Here is a 14,346-nt window from a genome sequence, read left to right on the forward strand (position 1 = left end):
TCGTGCGCTGGGTGTCTGACACCCGCGAGGCGGCGCAGCAAGCCTGAAGGCTGTCTCATTCGGGTGTCAGACACCTGGGGGAAGTTCGCCTCATTTCGGCGTCAGACACCTGCGGAAAGCTTGTCTCACATGGGTATCAGACGCCAGCAAAACGTGGCCTTACGCCACACCACGCGAAGCGTCATCACCACGACGCAAGACACCGCGTAAGCCCCCCAAGGCCGCCCGCGCGGCCGGCCGGGGGCGGGCCCCGCAAGACGCTCCAACCCCAATCGATTGCTGGCCAGCACCTGAAGAACTCCGAACGCGCCAGCCCCCGTGAAGTTGAAACTGAAGAAGCCCGGTGTGGCGTGGGCCTGGGATGGGCGGGGCGTGTAGATGCGCCCGACGGAAACCGAAGGGAGCCGAAGGCGGACGAGGTTGAGGAAGGGGGAGTCCGGAGCGAACGCTCCGGACCGCAATCGGAGCCCCGCCCATCCCAGGCCCACGCCACACCGGGCGCCTCAAGAACTCCTGACGACCAACGACCAACGACCAACCGTCAACTACCACCCACTGCCTATCAAAGCCCCCCCACCATCCCTTCCCGCGCCACCCGATATTCAGCCTCCAGCTGCCCCACCAGTTCGCCCACAGCGAGAATCTCCTGCGCAGCCCCCACTCCCTGCCCGGCGCTCCAGACATCCTTCCAGGCCTTCGGCCGGGAGTTCTTGTCCATGTTCGCCGGCGGCGCCACCCCGTTGTTCGCCAACACCACGGGATCCAGCCCCGCGGCCACGATGCTCGCCGACAGATAGTTCGCCGGAACCCCGGAAAAGTACGGCGTATAGGTCACGTCCGCCGCCTGCGCCGCCAGCACCATTTCCCGGTAGGCGTCCCCCGCCAGCGACTCCTGCGTGGCAATGAACCGCGTGCCCATGTACGCGAAATCGCAGCCCAGGATCTGCGCCGCCAGGATGTCCTTGCCGTGGCTGATGCAGCCCGACAACGCCAGCGGCCCGTCGTAGAACGCGCGGATCTCATTGACGAGCGCGATCGGGTTCACCTGGCCCGCGTGGCCGCCCGCGCCGGCCGCCACCAGGATCAGGCCGTCGGCGCCGGCCTCCAGCGCGCGCTTGGCGTGGCGCACGTTCGTCACATCGTGATAGACCAGCCCCCCGTACGCGTGCGCCGCCTTCACCACCGCTTCCGGCGCGTGCAGCGACGTGATCAGCAGCGGCACGCGGCGTTCGGCGCAGATGGCCAGGTCGCCCTGCCAGCGCGGGTTGCTGGGGTGGATGATCAGGTTGACGCCGTAGGGGGCCACCCGGGCCGCGGAATCGGCGCGCCGCGCGGCGGCCACGCCGTCCTCGATCCGGGTGATCCAGTCGTGCAGCTGCTCCTGCGGACGCGCGTTCAGGGATGGAAACGTGCCGATGATGCCCGCCGCGCATTGCGCCACCACCAGTTGCGGTCCGGAGACCAGGAACATCGGGGCGCCGATGACCGGCAGTCGGGTCTGGGCGCGCAGCGCGAGCGGAGGATTCATCGTGGTGCTCCGGTAAAAGTCAGTTGGCCTGGATGTTGGCGCTCTGGATCACGTCCGACCACAGCGCGTACTCGCGGTCGATGCGCGCCTGCAGCGCCTGGGAATCGCCGGCGTTGATGGTGTAGCCGCCTTCGGTCATCGCCTGGCGGAACGCGGGATCCCTGGACACCTCGCCCAGCGCGCGGGTCAGGCGCGCCGACACGGCGTCGGGCAGCTTCTTCGGCCCGACCAGCGCGTACCAGCCGACCACCTCGTAGTCCTTCATGCCGGCTTCCATCATCGTGGGCACGTCGGGCAGCTCGGGGTTGCGGGCCTTGGACGTGACCGCCAGCGCGCGCGCCTTGCCGCTCTTGATGAAGGGGATGGCCGTGCTGGTGATATCGAACATGAACGTCACCTTGCCGCTCACCACGTCCATCATCGCGGGCGAGTTGCCGCGGTAGGGCACGTGCAGCATGGGCGCCTCGGCCTGCTTCTTCAGCAGTTCGGCCGACAGGTGATTCGACGCGCCGATGCCCGCCGAACCGAACGACACCGCATCCGGGTGCGCGCGCGCATAGGTGACCAGTTCGCCCACGTTCCTGGCGGGAATCTGCGGGCCGATCAGGAGCACATTGGCGTAATCCACCACCAGTCCGATCAGCGAAAAATCCTTGCGCGGATCGAACAGGGTGCTGCGCTGCACCTGCGGCGACATGGTCAGGGTGGGGCTGGCGGCAAAGCCCAGCAGGTAGCCGTCGGGCGGCGCCTTGGCGGTGGCGTCCGAGGCGATCATGCCGCTCGCGCCCGCCCGGTTCTCCACGACGACGGCCTGGCCCAGCTTGTCGCCCAGGTACTTGGCGAACACGCGCGCCGTCGTGTCCACCGGGCCGCCCGGCGCGTAGCCCACCAGCAGGCGGATCGGCCGTTCGGGATAGGATTGCGCCCAGGCGCCCTGGGCGGTGGCGAGTGCGGTCACGGCCGTGGCCGCGGCGATCAGGTTCTTGATGTTCACGCTCTTGTCTCCTTGTGCATGGGGGCCGGTCGTGGAGCGGAACGCCTGTCCGCGCCTACGCCAGCCTTTCTTTCAGCGGCTGCTTCAGGATCTTGCCGCTGACGGTGGTGGGTATCGTTTCGATGGGGATGATCCGTGCCGGCCGTTTGTACGGCGCCAGCTGGGCCCGCAGGTGCAGCATCAGCAGGTTGGTGTCGATCGTCGCGCCCGGCATGGCCTCGACGAAGGCGATGACCTCTTCGTTGTGGTCCGCGGTGTCGCGGCCCACGACGGCGGACAGGCGCACGCCGGGAAACGCATTGATGACGGACTCGACCTCGATCGGATAGACGTTGAAGCCCGAGCGGATGATCAGGTCCTTGGAGCGTCCGGCGATGAACAGCGCGCCGCTGGCGTCGACATAGCCGATGTCGCCCGTGTTGAGCCAGCCGCCGGGCAGCAGCGCCAGCGCGGTCTGTTCCGGATTGCGGTAGTAGCCCAGCATGACGCCGGGGCCGCGTATCAGGATGTCGCCGCGTTCGCCGGGCGCCGTGGCGGCATCGGGGCTGCCGATGCGCATCTCGACGCCGTCCACGGCATGGCCGGACGAGCAGTCGTCGCGTGGCGCGTCGATGTCGGTGATGAACATGGATCCGGCATACTCGGTGATGCCGTAGCCATGGTGCATCGGCATGCCGAAATAGCGTTCGGCGTCGCGCTTCTGCGTGGGGTCCAGCGCCGCGCCGCCCGTGTAGATGTAGCGCAGGGCGGGCGCGCGCAGTTCCGCGCGGGGCGGCGCCGCGGCCATCATGCGGCTGAACATGGTGGGCACGCCCTGCAGGATGCTGACGCCGGGATGCGCCAGCGCCTTGAAGACGTCGTTCGCGTCGAACCGGCTGCGCAGCACCAGGCTGGCGCCGGCGTACAGGGTGGCCATCAGCACGGTGGCGATGCCGAAGATGTGCGACATGGGCAGCGCCGCATAGCCGATGTCGTGCGGAGTCAGGCGGCGCGACGCCGCCGACACCCGCGCGAAATGCACCAGGCCGCGGTGCGGCACCATCACGCCCTTGGGCGCGCCCGTCGTGCCGGACGTGTAGATCACGGTGGCGACCTGGTCCGCCAGTTCGCCCGTTTCCGCATGCGTGGGCGCGGCAGCGCGCGCGGCGTGGACGCCGGGACCCCACACCGCCTCGTCGGCGTCGGCGGCGCCGGCGGCCGCCGCATGGGCCGCCGCCGCGGGCGACACGCCCGTGGTGTAGAGCAGCAGTTCGGGCTGCGCGTGCTGGCGGATATTGTCGACTTCCCGCGCGGACAGGCGGGCGTTCACGCCCACCGGCCATGCGCCCGCGACGCCGCAGCCGAACAGCGCCGCGAGCATCGCCGAGCAGTTTTCACCCACCATCATGACGCGATGGCCCGGCTGCACGCCCTGGGCGCGCAGCCAGTCGGCCGTGTCCTGCACCCGGCGCCACAGCTGGCCATAGGTGAGCGTGCCGCCGCCTTCCTCGTAGAGGCAGATGGCGTCGGGCTGCCTGCGCGCCTGCAGCGCCAGGACGTCGTGGATGCGGGTGAGGGATTCTGCTTGGGACATGGGTGTTGCCGTGTTGATCAAAGCGTGGCCTGGGTGCCCAGGATGGCGGTGGACTGGCTGGACAGGGTACCGCCATTGCCGTGCACCAGCGCAAGCTGGGCATCGGCGACCTGCCGCGCGCCGCACTCGCCACGCAGTTGCCGCACGGCTTCGATCATGATGAAGACGCCATACATGCCCGGATGCACGCAGCACAGGCCGCCGCCGTTGGTGTTCACGGGCAGCCTGCCGCCCGGGCCGATGGCGCCGCCGGCGATGAAGTCCTTGCCTTCGCCCTTGGCGCAGAACCCAAGGTCTTCCAGGAACAGCAGCGTGTTGATGGTGAAGGCGTCGTAGAGCTCCACCACGTCGATGTCCGCGGGCGCCACGCCGGCCATGGCGAAGGCGCGGCTGCCGGATTCGGCGGCCGCGGTCACGGTCAGGTCTTTCATGGAGGAGATCTGCCGGTTCCACACGGCCGTGGCGTTGCCCAGCACGTAGACCGGCGGGCGCGGCAGGTCGCGCGCACGGTCGGCGCGCACCAGCACGTAGGCGCCCGCGCCGTCGGTGACCAGGCAGCAGTCGCGCACGCTCAAGGGATCGGAGACCATGCGCGCGGACAGGATCTGGTCCAGCGTGGCCGGCTCCCGCAGTTGCGCCTCGGGATTCAATTGCGCCCACTGGTTTGCCGCCAGCGCCACCCGCGCCAGGTCTTCGCGCCGCGTGCCGTACTGGTGCATGTGGCGCGCCGCCGCCAGCGCGTAGGACGACAACGGGCTGAGCGGATCGTACGGGGTTTCGTAAGGCTGGGGATCGAACTGCTTGCGCACCCGCCCGATTTCCGCGCGGCTGAGCGTGGACGTGCGCTGGGTGCTGCCGTAGCAGACCAGCACGGCGTTGCACTGCCCCGACGCCAGCGCATGCAGCGCGGGCATCAGGTGCGCCACGAAGCTGGATCCGCCCAGCATGGTGCTGTCGATGAACGTGGGGCGGATGCCCAGGTGTTCGATCACCGGCATGGCCCACATCGGGGCCGCGACGCTGGCGGTGCAGATGCCGTCGATGTCGCGCATGGTCAGGCCCGCGTCCGCGACGGCGCGTTGCGCGGCCTGGACCAGGATTTCCATTTCGGTGTAGCCCGTGGCTTGTCCCAGGCCGGCATGGCCCACGCCGGCCACTGCCACGGCGCCGCGCAGATCGTTCAGCGTCATGGCGCCTCCGGGGTGGGAACGAAAACGACCAGGCCCTGGCCGTTCTGGCGGATAACCCGGGCGCGCACGCCCATGCCGATGCGCACGGCGTCCGGCGCGATGCCTTCCACGCGGCTCATGAGCCTGACGCCTTCGCGCAGGTCGATCAGGGCGACGTTGTAGTCGCCGCCCGCGTCGGGCTTGCGCCGCACCACGGTGGTCGAATAGACGGCGCCGCGGCCGTCGGGCTCGGTCCAGGCAAGCTTGTCCGCGCCGCAATGCGGGCAGATCATCCGGGGATAGAACACGGCGCGGTCGCAGCCGGCGCAATGCTGGATAAGAAAGCGGCCGTCGTCGAGCGCCTGGCGGTACTGCGCCTCGACGCCGTGCGACACGCTTTCCGTCTGGTCGGGAGCAGTCATGGCGGGATGGGATTCCAGTGTTGACGAACAGGCCCTAGTGTCCGCAGTGCCGCCGGCTTCGGCCATTCTTCATTGCTGAAGCAGGACTTTTGCCAATCCGTAGTGGGCGGCGTGGCGGGCGGCGTTCCCTACACGCCGCGCGAAGCCCGTCTTCGGGAGAGGCAGATTGTCCGGCCGTGCGGACCGTGGCTAGATACCGGGCAAAGGAGGTGGACCATGAACCTGACCTGGACGCCGCAAGAGCGCCAATTCCGTGAAGAAGTGCGCGCCTTCGCCGCCGCCAGCCTGCCGGACGACATCCGCGCCAAGGTGCTGCGGCACCAGCGGCTCGAACGCGACGACTACGTGCGCTGGCACAACATCCTGGCCGACCGGGGCTGGGGCGCGCCCAACTGGCCGGTAGAACACGGCGGCACCGGATGGAATGCGCTGCAGCGCCTGATCTTCGAAGTGGAATGCTTCAAGGCGGGCGCGCCGCGGCTGCTGCCGTTCGGCCTGTCCATGATCGGTCCCGTGCTCATGAAGTACGGCAGCGCCGACCAGAAGTCGCGCCTCTTGCCGCGCATGCTGCGGGTCGAGGACTGGTGGTGCCAGGGCTACTCGGAACCGGGGTCGGGATCCGACCTGGCGTCCCTCAAGACGCGGGCCGAGCGCGACGGCGACGGCTACGTGGTCAACGGCCAGAAAACCTGGACCACGCTGGCCCAGTACGCCGACTGGATGTTCTGCCTGGCGCGCACCGATCCCGACGCGCGCGCGCAGCGCGGCATCTCGATGCTGCTGCTGGACATGCGCGATCCGGGCGTCACCGTGCGCCCCATCCGCACGCTGGACGGCGGCCACGACGTCAACGAGGTCTGGCTCGAGAACGTGCGCGTGCCGGCGGCCAATCTCGTCGGCGAAGAGAACCAGGGCTGGACCTACGCCAAGTATCTGCTGGGCCACGAACGCACCGGCATCGCCGGCCTGGGCCATTGCCACCGCGAACTGGGCATCCTGAAAGACATGGCGGCGCGTGCGCAGTCGCACGGCAGGCCGCTGCTGGCCGACAGCCGGATGCGCGACCGCATTTCGCGCATCGAGGTCGACATCATGGCGCTCGAGATGCTGCTGCTGCGCGTCGCCTCCAGCAACGACGGCTCCCCGGGCCCCGAAGCGTCGGTGCTGAAGATCCGCGGGTCCGAGATCCAGCAGGACCTGGCGATGCTGCAGATGGAGATCGCGGGCCCCGAATCCTGGCCCTACGACCCCGATTGGCTGCTGGCCGGCAACGATTTCCACGGGCCCGGCCCCGAGATGGCCGCGGCTTCGGGCGCCGGCTACGCCGATATGCGCAAGACCTCGATCTACGGCGGCACGACCGAGGTGCAGAAGGGCATCATCGCCCGCCTGGTGCTGGGCCTGTAAGGCCCGGCGTGCAATCCGACAGGAACACGACGCATGGATTTCATCTACACGGAAGAACAGCGCATGCTGGCCGACAGCCTGCGCCGCCTGGTGGACCAGGCATGGACCTTTCCCCGGCGCCGCGCCCGGCAGGCCGCTGGCAAGCTGGACGGACAGGCATGGAACGCGCTGGCCGAACTGGGCGTGCTGGGCCTGAACATCTCGCAGGACCACGGCGGTTTCGGCGAGGTCCCGGCCAGCCTGCTGCCGGTGCATGTCGAGTTGGGCCGGGGGCTGGTGTCCGAACCCGTCATCCCCAGCGCCGTCATGGGGGCCGCGCTGACCGACGCCTGCGGCGACGCGGCGCGTGGCCTGTGGCTGCCGGCCATCGCCGCGGGCGAAGCCATCGTCAGCGTGGCCTGGCAGGAGCCGGGGCGCCGCTACGACGCCGATCCCCGGGATTGCCGCGCCGTGCGCACCGCCGAAGGCTGGCGGCTAGCCGGGGCCAAGCATCTGGTCTGGCACGGCGCGGCCGCCACGGCCTGGTTCGTGACCGCGCGCGGCGACGACGGCAAGACGCTGCTGCTGGCCGTGCCCGCGGATGCGGCGGGCGTGCGCGTCACCGACACGCCCACCCTGGATGGCGCGCGCTGCGCGCGGCTGGACCTGGACGCGGTCGGCCTGCCCGCCGGCGCCTTGCTGGCGCAAGGCGAGGCCGCCGACCAGGCGCTCGCCCAGGCGCTGCAGTGGGGCACGGCTGCGCTGTGCGCGCATGCGGCGGGCGCGATGGAACGCCTGCTGGAAATCACCGTCGACTACCTGAAGACGCGCAAGCAGTTCGGCCAGCCGCTGGCGTCCTTTCAGGCCCTGCAGCATCGCCTGGCCGAAATGCTGGTGGCCAAGGAGCTTGCGCTGTCGATGGCCTACGTGGCGGTGGCGGCCCTGACCGAATCCGACGCCGCGCAGCGGCGCCGCATGATCGCGTCGGCCAAGCTCGAGGCCGCGCGCGCGGGCCGGCTGGTGGCGCAGATGGCGGTGCAGCTGCATGGCGGCATGGGCATGACGGATGAACTGGAGGTCGGCGATTACTTCAAGCGCTTGACGGTCGTGGACCAGCTGCTGGGCGACACCGCCGAGCAGCTGGCCGTTCTGGAGGAACTGGCATGAGCAACAACGCAGCGGAATTCACGCAGATCCGCTTCACGCTGGAGCGGGGCGTGGGCGTCATCACGCTTAACCGTCCCGAACGCATGAACAGCTTCACCGAGGTGATGCACGGCGAACTGGCCCGGGCGCTGGACATCCTGGAGGCCGAGCCGGCCTTGCGCGGCCTGGTGATCACGGGCGCCGGCCGCGGCTTCTGCGCGGGCCAGGACCTGGGCGAGCGCAAGCCGGCGCAGGACGGTTCGCGCCGCGACCTGAGCCTCATGCTTGAAAAATGCTACCGGCCGCTCATCAACCGGCTGCGCGCCTTGCCGGTGCCGGTGGTGTGCGTGATGAACGGCGTGGCGGCCGGCGCGGGCGCCAGCCTGGTGCTGGCCTGCGACGTGGTCTACGCGGTGGAGTCGGCCCGATTCGTGCAGGCGTTCAGCAAGATCGGCCTGTTGCCGGATGCGGGCGGAACCTGGTTCCTGCCGCGCCTGGTGGGGTCGGCGCGCGCGATGGGCGCGGCCCTGTTCGGCGAATCCGTCTCCGCGGCGCAGGCCGAGTCCTGGGGGCTGATCTGGCGGGTGGTGCCCGACGCGGCGCTGGCCGATACGCTGCAGCAGGTGGCGGACACGCTGGCGGCGGGCCCCACGCGCGCCTACGCGGCCACCAAGGCGGCGCTGCATGCGTCCAGCGGCAACACGCTGGCGCAGCAGTTCGATCTGGAATGCGGGCTGCAGCGTGAACTGGGCTACACCGACGACTACCTGGAAGGCATGCGGGCGTTCGCCGAAAAGCGCCCGCCCGCGTTCGCGGGCAAGTGACGCGCGGGCGGGCTCAGGGCGCGCGCGGCGACTGGATCTGTTCGATGAGTTCGCGCGCGCAGCCGGGCAGGGCGTCGATGTCGCGCACCAGCAGCTTGCGTTCGCGCACCACCCAGGGTTCGTCCAGTTCGACGACGCGCAGCTTGGTGTCCGCGCCGTAGCGCCGCGCGGCCGAATCGGGGATGACGCCGATGCCGACGCCGGCCTGCACCATGCGGCAGATCGAATCGAAGCTGTAGAGCTGGATGCGCTGCGGAAGGCGCTGGCCGATGCGCTCGAGCTGGTCGCGCAGGAACGCCACCAGCGTGGAGCCTTCGTGCATGGTGATGAACGGATAGCGCACCGCGTCCGCCAGCTTGACCTTTTCCTGGTCCTGCAGCGGGTGCCCGTTGGGCACGACCAGCACCAGCCGGTCGGTGCTGAAGTGGATGGTCTGCAATTCGGGCGCGTCCACCGGACCCGCGACGATGCCCAGGTCGGTGGTACCGTCCAGCACGCCGCGCACGATGTCGCGCGTCAGGCGTTCCTGCAGGTCCACCGTGACGCCGGGATGTCCGGACAGGAACTGCGCCAGGATGTCCGGCATGAATTCCGTGACGGCCGTGGTGTTGGCGAAGATGCGGATATGGCCGGCGTCGCCGTCTGACTGCTCCTGGAAGTCATGCTTCAGGTGGTCCACCTGCCGCATGATGACCCGCGCATGCTGCAGCAGTTTCTGCCCGGCGGGGGTGATCTCCACGCCGCGGCTGTCGCGGTACAGGAGGCGCGTGTTGAGCTGGTTTTCCAGCGCCTTGATCCGCACGCTGACCGCGGCCAGGGACAGGTGCGCCCGCTTGGCCGCCTGGGTCAGGCTGGGGGATTCGGCGATGTGGATGAACAGTCTGAGGTCGGCGAGGTCGAAGTGCATGGCCCATATATTACGGCGCGGCGCGCCGCGGTCGGGCCTGGACGGCCGATTCAGGCCCAGCAAACCCCGCCTTGAGGAAAAACGAATTCACTTTGGCCGGGGCTTGCGGGCATGCTTCAGGCTGTAATGACTCCACCAGAGGATTTCGGCATGACTTCTACAGACCCGGCCGCATGGATCGGCAGCGGCGAACGCAAGACGGACGCCATGGATCCCGGCCATGCCGCGCGCATCGCCGCTACCTTGGGCGGGCCCGTTCCGGGCCAGGGAGACGACCTGCCGCCGCTGTGGCAGTGGGCCTTCTTCATCGCCACGGTAGGCATGGACGGGTTGGGGACGGATGGGCATCCCTCGCGGGGCGGGTTTCTTCCGCCCGCGCAGGATCGCAACCGCATGTGGGCGGGCGGCCGGGTCGAATTCCGCCAGCCGCTCAAGGTCGGCGTGCCGGCCGAACGCGTTTCCACGGTGGCCGACGTCAAGGAAAAGTCGGGCCGCACCGGCGCCCTGCTGTTCGTGACCGTGCGCCATGAATACCACCAGGCGGGCGAACTGGCCATCGTCGAGGAACAGGACATCGTGTACCGCCAGCCGTCGCCGCCCAAGCTGGCCGGCAGCGAGCCCGCGCCAGCCGCGCAGTGGCGCGACACCGTGAACCCCACGCCAGTCCTGCTGTTCCGCTATTCCGCAGTGACCTTCAACGGCCACCGCATCCACTACGACCATCCCTACGTGACCGGCGTCGAGGGTTATCCCGGGCTGGTGGTGCATGGTCCCCTCATCGCCACCGAAATGGTCGCCGCCTTCCTGCGCGCGCATCCCAAGGCGCGTCCCACGCACCTGTCCTACCGCGGCTTGCGTCCGCTGATCTCGCCCGCGCCCTTCCAGGCGGCCGGCCGCCTCACCGAGCCGGGCGTGGCCCAGCTCTGGGCGGAGCAGGACGGCACGCTGGCCCACCAAGCAGAATTGAGGTTCACCGAATGAACATGCAGGCCTCCCGCCCGCTGGACGGCATCACCGTCGTCAGCCTGGAACACGCCATCGCCGCGCCTTTCTGCACCCGCCAGCTGGCGGACATGGGCGCGCGCGTCATCAAGATCGAACGCCCCGGCAGCGGGGATTTCGCCCGCGGCTACGACGAACGCGTGCGCGGCCTGTCCTCGCACTTCGTCTGGACCAACCGTTCCAAGGAAAGCCTGACGCTGGACCTCAAGCGCGACGAGGCCGGCGGCATCATGGACCGCCTGCTGGAATCGGCCGATGTGCTGGTGCAGAACCTGGCACCCGGCGCCGCGGCGCGGCTGGGGCTGTCGTTCGAGGCGCTGCACCAAAAGTACCCGCGCCTGATCGTCTGCGACATCTCGGGCTACGGCGAAGGCGGCCCCTATCAGGACAAGAAGGCTTACGACCTCCTGATCCAGAGCGAAAGCGGCTTTCTCTCGGTGACCGGCACAAAGGATGATCCCGTCAAGGCCGGCTGCTCGATCGCGGACATCGCCGCCGGCATGTACGCCTATTCGGCCATCCTGAACGCGTTGCTGCTGCGCCAGAAGACGGGGCAGGGCAGCCGCCTGGACGTTTCCATGCTGGAAAGCATGGTCGAGTGGATGGGCTTTCCCATGTACTACGCCTTCGACGGCGCGGCGCCGCCCGTGCGCGCCGGCGCCGCGCACGCCTCCATCTACCCCTACGGGCCTTTCCCCGTGGGCGGCGACTCGACCATCATGCTGGGTCTGCAGAATGAACGCGAATGGCGCGTCTTCTGCGCCCAGGTGCTGCGGCAGGCGGAGCTGGCGGAGGATCCGCGCTTCATTTCCAATTCGCTGCGCACCGCCAATCGCGACGACCTGCGCGCGCTCATCGTGGCCGCCTTCGCCGACCTGTCCATCGAACAGGTCACGCAACGCCTGGAGGACGCGCAGATCGCCAATGCGCGCGTCAACGACATGGCCGGCGTCTGGGCGCACCCGCAACTGCAGGCCCGCCAGCGCTGGAGCCAGGTGGACAGCCCGCAGGGCGTGCTGCCCGCATTGCTGCCGCCGGCCAGCAGCAGCGCCTTCGCGCCGCGCATGGGGGCGGTGCCGGCGGTGGGCCAAAACACCGATGCGGTGCTAGCATCACTGGGATACGCGCCCGAACAGGTGGCGCAGTTCCATGCCTCGGAGGTCGTGTGATGCATCCCGTCGTTCGTAGCGCCCTCTTTGTGCCGGCCTCCCGGGCCGAGCGCATACCCAAAGCGCTGGCAGCCGGCGCGGATACCGTCATCGTCGACCTGGAAGACGCGGTGGAGCACCTGGCCAAGGCCTCCGCCCGCGAAGCCCTGTGCGACTTCCTGGGCATGAACCCCCAGGCGCGGGTGTGGGTGCGCATCAACGACGCGTCGACCTCCTGGCACGACGACGACCTGAAAGCCTGCCGCGGCAAGCCGGGTGTGGCGGGCATCCTGCTGCCCAAGGCCGAAGGCATGATGCAGGTGCGGCACGCCGCCCAGGCCGGCCTGCCCGTCATCCCCATTCTTGAAACGGCGCAGGGCATCCTCAACGCCGGCGAGATCGCCGCGACGCCCAGCGTCGCGCGCCTGGCGTTCGGCAGCCTGGACTACGGCCTGGACCTGGGGCTGACGCCCGACACGCCGGGCGCCGAAACGGTGCTGGACCACGCCCGGGTTCAGGTGTTGCTGCATACGCGCGCCGCCGGCCTCGCGCCCGCGCTGGACGGCGTCTTTCCCGGCGTGCAGGACCAGGCCGGCCTGGCGGCCGCGGCGGGACGCGCGCAGCAGATGGGATTCGGCGGCATGCTCTGCATCCACCCCACGCAGGTGCCCGTCATCCACGCCGCCTTCGTGCCCGCGCTGCAGGAACTGGAATGGGCGCGGCGCGTTGTCGCCGCCCATCGCGAAACGGCAGCGGGCACCTTCATGCTGGACGGCAAGATGGTCGATGCGCCCGTCATTGCGCGGGCGCGGCTGGTGCTGGCGCAGGCGGGAGAATCCGCGCGGGCCTGATTGCCGCCCCGGCGGCCGCGCGGGGCGCCCCGCGCCTGGCGTCCACGAGCGATCGGCTTAATCTCGCGCAAGCGTTCCAGGGATGCCGGCCGCCTTGCAGCGCGCAGGGATGCCACACTACCTACATAGCTTCCTTATAAGGCGGGCCCATGGGCGAGGCGCTCTTCATCGGACATACCTACATCGACGTCACCGTGCTGGCCGACGAATGGCCACGGGCGACCAGAAGAGCGTGGCGCGGGACTATGCCGTGTCTTTCGGGGGCAACGCCGTCACGGCCGCATTCGCGTGCGCGCGGCTGGGTTCGCCGCCCGATCTGATCTGTTCGCTGGCGCCGGACTGGCTGGGACACATGTACACCGACATGGCGGCCGCGCACGGCGTCACGCTGCATGCGCGCCAGGTGCGCCGCTCATCCCTGTCCTTCATCATGCCCAACCACGGCAAGCGCGCGATCCTGCGGGCGCGCGACGTGGACTACCTGAACGATTTCCCCAGGCTGGACATCGGCGGCTACCGGGCCCTGCATCTGGACGGCCATCAACCCGACGCGGCGCTGCATTACGCGCGCGCGTGCCGCCAGGCGGGCGTGCTGACGTCGCTGGACGGCGGCGGCATGCGCGAGAACACCGACGAACTGTTGCGCTTCATCGATGTGGCGGTGTGCGCGGAGCGCATGTGCGAGCAGCTGGGGCTGACCCCCGCGGGCTTGCTGGACCTGCTCAAGGCCCGCGGCTGCCGCATCGGCGCGGTCACAATGGGGGAGCGCGGCATGCTCTGGTACGACGAGACCGGGCGGGTCGAGACCCTGCCTTCGCTGGACGTGCCGGGTTCGCGCATCGTCGACACTTCGGGCGCGGGCGACGTCTTTCACGGCGCCTATGTCTGGTCCTACCTGACCCGGCCCGAGCAGCCCTGGATCGAACACTTCACCTTCGCGCGGGCGGCCTCCGCCCACAAGATCCAGCATCTGGGCAACGAAGCGGGGCTGCCCCAGGTCGAGGATGTCGAGCGCGCGATGATGGCGTTCACGCCGAAGGCGTGAAGGACGGGCGGCGCTTCGGCGCGCGCCGCGCGGAAGCGCCAGGGGCGCTTATCCGGCGATCCGTTCGATCGGCTGGTCGCGGATCGCGTCGATCCACGCGTCGATGGGCTTGCCCTGCAGCGTCAGGCCGGGCGTCAGGTCGCGCAAGGGCAGCAGCACGAAGGCGCGCAGGTGCATGCGCGGATGCGGAAGAACCAGGCGCTCGTCATCCAGCCGGGCGTCCCCGTGCAGCAGCAGGTCCAGGTCCAGCGTGCGGGGAGCATTGCGGTAGGGGCGCGGGCGGCCGTGCCGGTTTTCACGCGCCTGCAGAAGGTCCAGCAAGTCGAGCGGCGGCAGGACGGTGTCCAGCGC

Annotated in this window: 13 protein-coding genes and 1 pseudogene; 7 read left to right on the forward strand and 7 right to left on the reverse strand. The window is 69.4% G+C overall.

Features of this window, described 5'->3' with window-relative positions; all coding sequences use genetic code 11:
- Positions 1–562 precede the first annotated feature (562 nt).
- The 5 genes from ABE485_RS25600 to ABE485_RS25620 are packed head-to-tail and all read right to left on the reverse strand — an operon-like array spanning position 563 to position 5,686.
- A complete protein-coding gene (locus ABE485_RS25600; protein WP_346518051.1) occupies positions 563–1,528 on the reverse strand; it encodes an NAD(P)H-dependent flavin oxidoreductase in 966 nt (321 codons plus the stop codon).
- Positions 1,529–1,547: 19 nt separating this feature from the next.
- Positions 1,548–2,522, reverse strand: coding sequence for a Bug family tripartite tricarboxylate transporter substrate binding protein (locus ABE485_RS25605; RefSeq protein WP_346518052.1), 975 nt, complete (start codon positions 2,520–2,522; stop codon positions 1,548–1,550).
- A gap of 55 nt (positions 2,523–2,577) precedes the next feature.
- On the reverse strand, positions 2,578–4,095 hold the full coding sequence (locus ABE485_RS25610) for a class I adenylate-forming enzyme family protein (RefSeq protein WP_346518053.1): 1,518 nt from the start codon (positions 4,093–4,095) through the stop codon (positions 2,578–2,580).
- Between the two features lie 17 nt (positions 4,096–4,112).
- Positions 4,113–5,285, reverse strand: a complete 1,173-nt coding sequence (locus ABE485_RS25615; RefSeq protein ID WP_346518054.1) for a thiolase — start codon at positions 5,283–5,285, stop codon at positions 4,113–4,115.
- Positions 5,282–5,686 (reverse strand): Zn-ribbon domain-containing OB-fold protein, encoded by a 405-nt coding sequence (locus ABE485_RS25620; RefSeq protein WP_346518055.1) that lies wholly within the window; start codon positions 5,684–5,686, stop codon positions 5,282–5,284. The genes ABE485_RS25615 and ABE485_RS25620 overlap by 4 nt, the downstream gene beginning before the upstream one ends.
- A 216-nt stretch (positions 5,687–5,902) precedes the next feature.
- On the opposite strand from ABE485_RS25620, the gene ABE485_RS25625 reads away from it, so the two are divergent.
- The 3 genes from ABE485_RS25625 to paaG are packed head-to-tail and all read left to right on the forward strand — an operon-like array spanning position 5,903 to position 9,042.
- Positions 5,903–7,093 carry an acyl-CoA dehydrogenase family protein gene (locus ABE485_RS25625; protein ID WP_346518056.1) on the forward strand — a complete coding sequence of 397 codons (1,191 nt, stop codon included), beginning with the start codon at positions 5,903–5,905 and terminating at the stop codon, positions 7,091–7,093.
- A gap of 33 nt (positions 7,094–7,126) precedes the next feature.
- Positions 7,127–8,239: an acyl-CoA dehydrogenase family protein gene (locus ABE485_RS25630; RefSeq protein WP_346518057.1), complete on the forward strand. Its 1,113-nt coding sequence runs from the start codon at positions 7,127–7,129 to the stop codon at positions 8,237–8,239.
- Positions 8,236–9,042, forward strand: a complete 807-nt coding sequence (gene paaG, locus ABE485_RS25635) for a 2-(1,2-epoxy-1,2-dihydrophenyl)acetyl-CoA isomerase PaaG (RefSeq protein ID WP_346518058.1) — start codon at positions 8,236–8,238, stop codon at positions 9,040–9,042. Before ABE485_RS25630 ends, paaG begins: the two co-directional genes overlap by 4 nt.
- A gap of 13 nt (positions 9,043–9,055) precedes the next feature.
- Here paaG and ABE485_RS25640 read toward each other — a convergent pair whose 3' ends face one another.
- The gene (locus ABE485_RS25640; protein WP_346518059.1) at positions 9,056–9,949 is read right to left on the reverse strand and encodes a LysR family transcriptional regulator; all 894 of its coding nucleotides are present in this window, start codon (positions 9,947–9,949) and stop codon (positions 9,056–9,058) included.
- A 150-nt stretch (positions 9,950–10,099) separates the two neighbouring features.
- Here ABE485_RS25640 and ABE485_RS25645 point away from each other — a divergent pair, with 150 nt between their 5' ends.
- The 4 genes and pseudogenes from ABE485_RS25645 (at position 10,100) to ABE485_RS25660 (ending at position 13,995) form a co-directional block, all read left to right on the forward strand.
- On the forward strand, positions 10,100–10,930 hold the full coding sequence (locus ABE485_RS25645) for an FAS1-like dehydratase domain-containing protein (RefSeq protein WP_346518060.1): 831 nt from the start codon (positions 10,100–10,102) through the stop codon (positions 10,928–10,930).
- Positions 10,927–12,120: a CaiB/BaiF CoA transferase family protein gene (locus ABE485_RS25650; RefSeq protein WP_346518061.1), complete on the forward strand. Its 1,194-nt coding sequence runs from the start codon at positions 10,927–10,929 to the stop codon at positions 12,118–12,120. Before ABE485_RS25645 ends, ABE485_RS25650 begins: the two co-directional genes overlap by 4 nt.
- Positions 12,117–12,950 (forward strand): HpcH/HpaI aldolase/citrate lyase family protein, encoded by an 834-nt coding sequence (locus ABE485_RS25655; protein WP_346518062.1) that lies wholly within the window; start codon positions 12,117–12,119, stop codon positions 12,948–12,950. The genes ABE485_RS25650 and ABE485_RS25655 overlap by 4 nt, the downstream gene beginning before the upstream one ends.
- A 149-nt stretch (positions 12,951–13,099) precedes the next feature.
- A pseudogene (locus ABE485_RS25660) lies at positions 13,100–13,995 on the forward strand (sugar kinase).
- Between the two features lie 48 nt (positions 13,996–14,043).
- Here the strand turns inward: ABE485_RS25660 and folK are convergent.
- A partial coding sequence (gene folK / locus ABE485_RS25665) for a 2-amino-4-hydroxy-6-hydroxymethyldihydropteridine diphosphokinase (protein ID WP_346518063.1) occupies positions 14,044–14,346 on the reverse strand: 303 nt, incomplete at its 5' end.

The sequence above is a fragment of the Achromobacter spanius genome, assembly GCF_039673305.1.
Lineage (GTDB): Bacteria > Pseudomonadota > Gammaproteobacteria > Burkholderiales > Burkholderiaceae_B > Achromobacter > Achromobacter spanius_F.

What these genes read in the sequence shown, in the direction of transcription:
- ABE485_RS25610 (WP_346518053.1), bottom strand. Translation starts at nt 4,095, where the DNA reads ATGTCCCAAGCAGAATCCCTCACCCGCATCCACGACGTCCTGGCGCTG.
- ABE485_RS25600 (WP_346518051.1), bottom strand. Translation starts at nt 1,528, where the DNA reads ATGAATCCTCCGCTCGCGCTGCGCGCCCAGACCCGACTGCCGGTCATC.
- ABE485_RS25640 (WP_346518059.1), bottom strand. Translation starts at nt 9,949, where the DNA reads ATGCACTTCGACCTCGCCGACCTCAGACTGTTCATCCACATCGCCGAA.
- ABE485_RS25615 (WP_346518054.1), bottom strand. Translation starts at nt 5,285, where the DNA reads ATGACGCTGAACGATCTGCGCGGCGCCGTGGCAGTGGCCGGCGTGGGC.
- ABE485_RS25650 (WP_346518061.1), top strand. Translation starts at nt 10,927, where the DNA reads ATGAACATGCAGGCCTCCCGCCCGCTGGACGGCATCACCGTCGTCAGC.
- ABE485_RS25625 (WP_346518056.1), top strand. Translation starts at nt 5,903, where the DNA reads ATGAACCTGACCTGGACGCCGCAAGAGCGCCAATTCCGTGAAGAAGTG.
- ABE485_RS25630 (WP_346518057.1), top strand. Translation starts at nt 7,127, where the DNA reads ATGGATTTCATCTACACGGAAGAACAGCGCATGCTGGCCGACAGCCTG.
- ABE485_RS25620 (WP_346518055.1), bottom strand. Translation starts at nt 5,686, where the DNA reads ATGACTGCTCCCGACCAGACGGAAAGCGTGTCGCACGGCGTCGAGGCG.
- paaG (WP_346518058.1), top strand. Translation starts at nt 8,236, where the DNA reads ATGAGCAACAACGCAGCGGAATTCACGCAGATCCGCTTCACGCTGGAG.
- ABE485_RS25645 (WP_346518060.1), top strand. Translation starts at nt 10,100, where the DNA reads ATGACTTCTACAGACCCGGCCGCATGGATCGGCAGCGGCGAACGCAAG.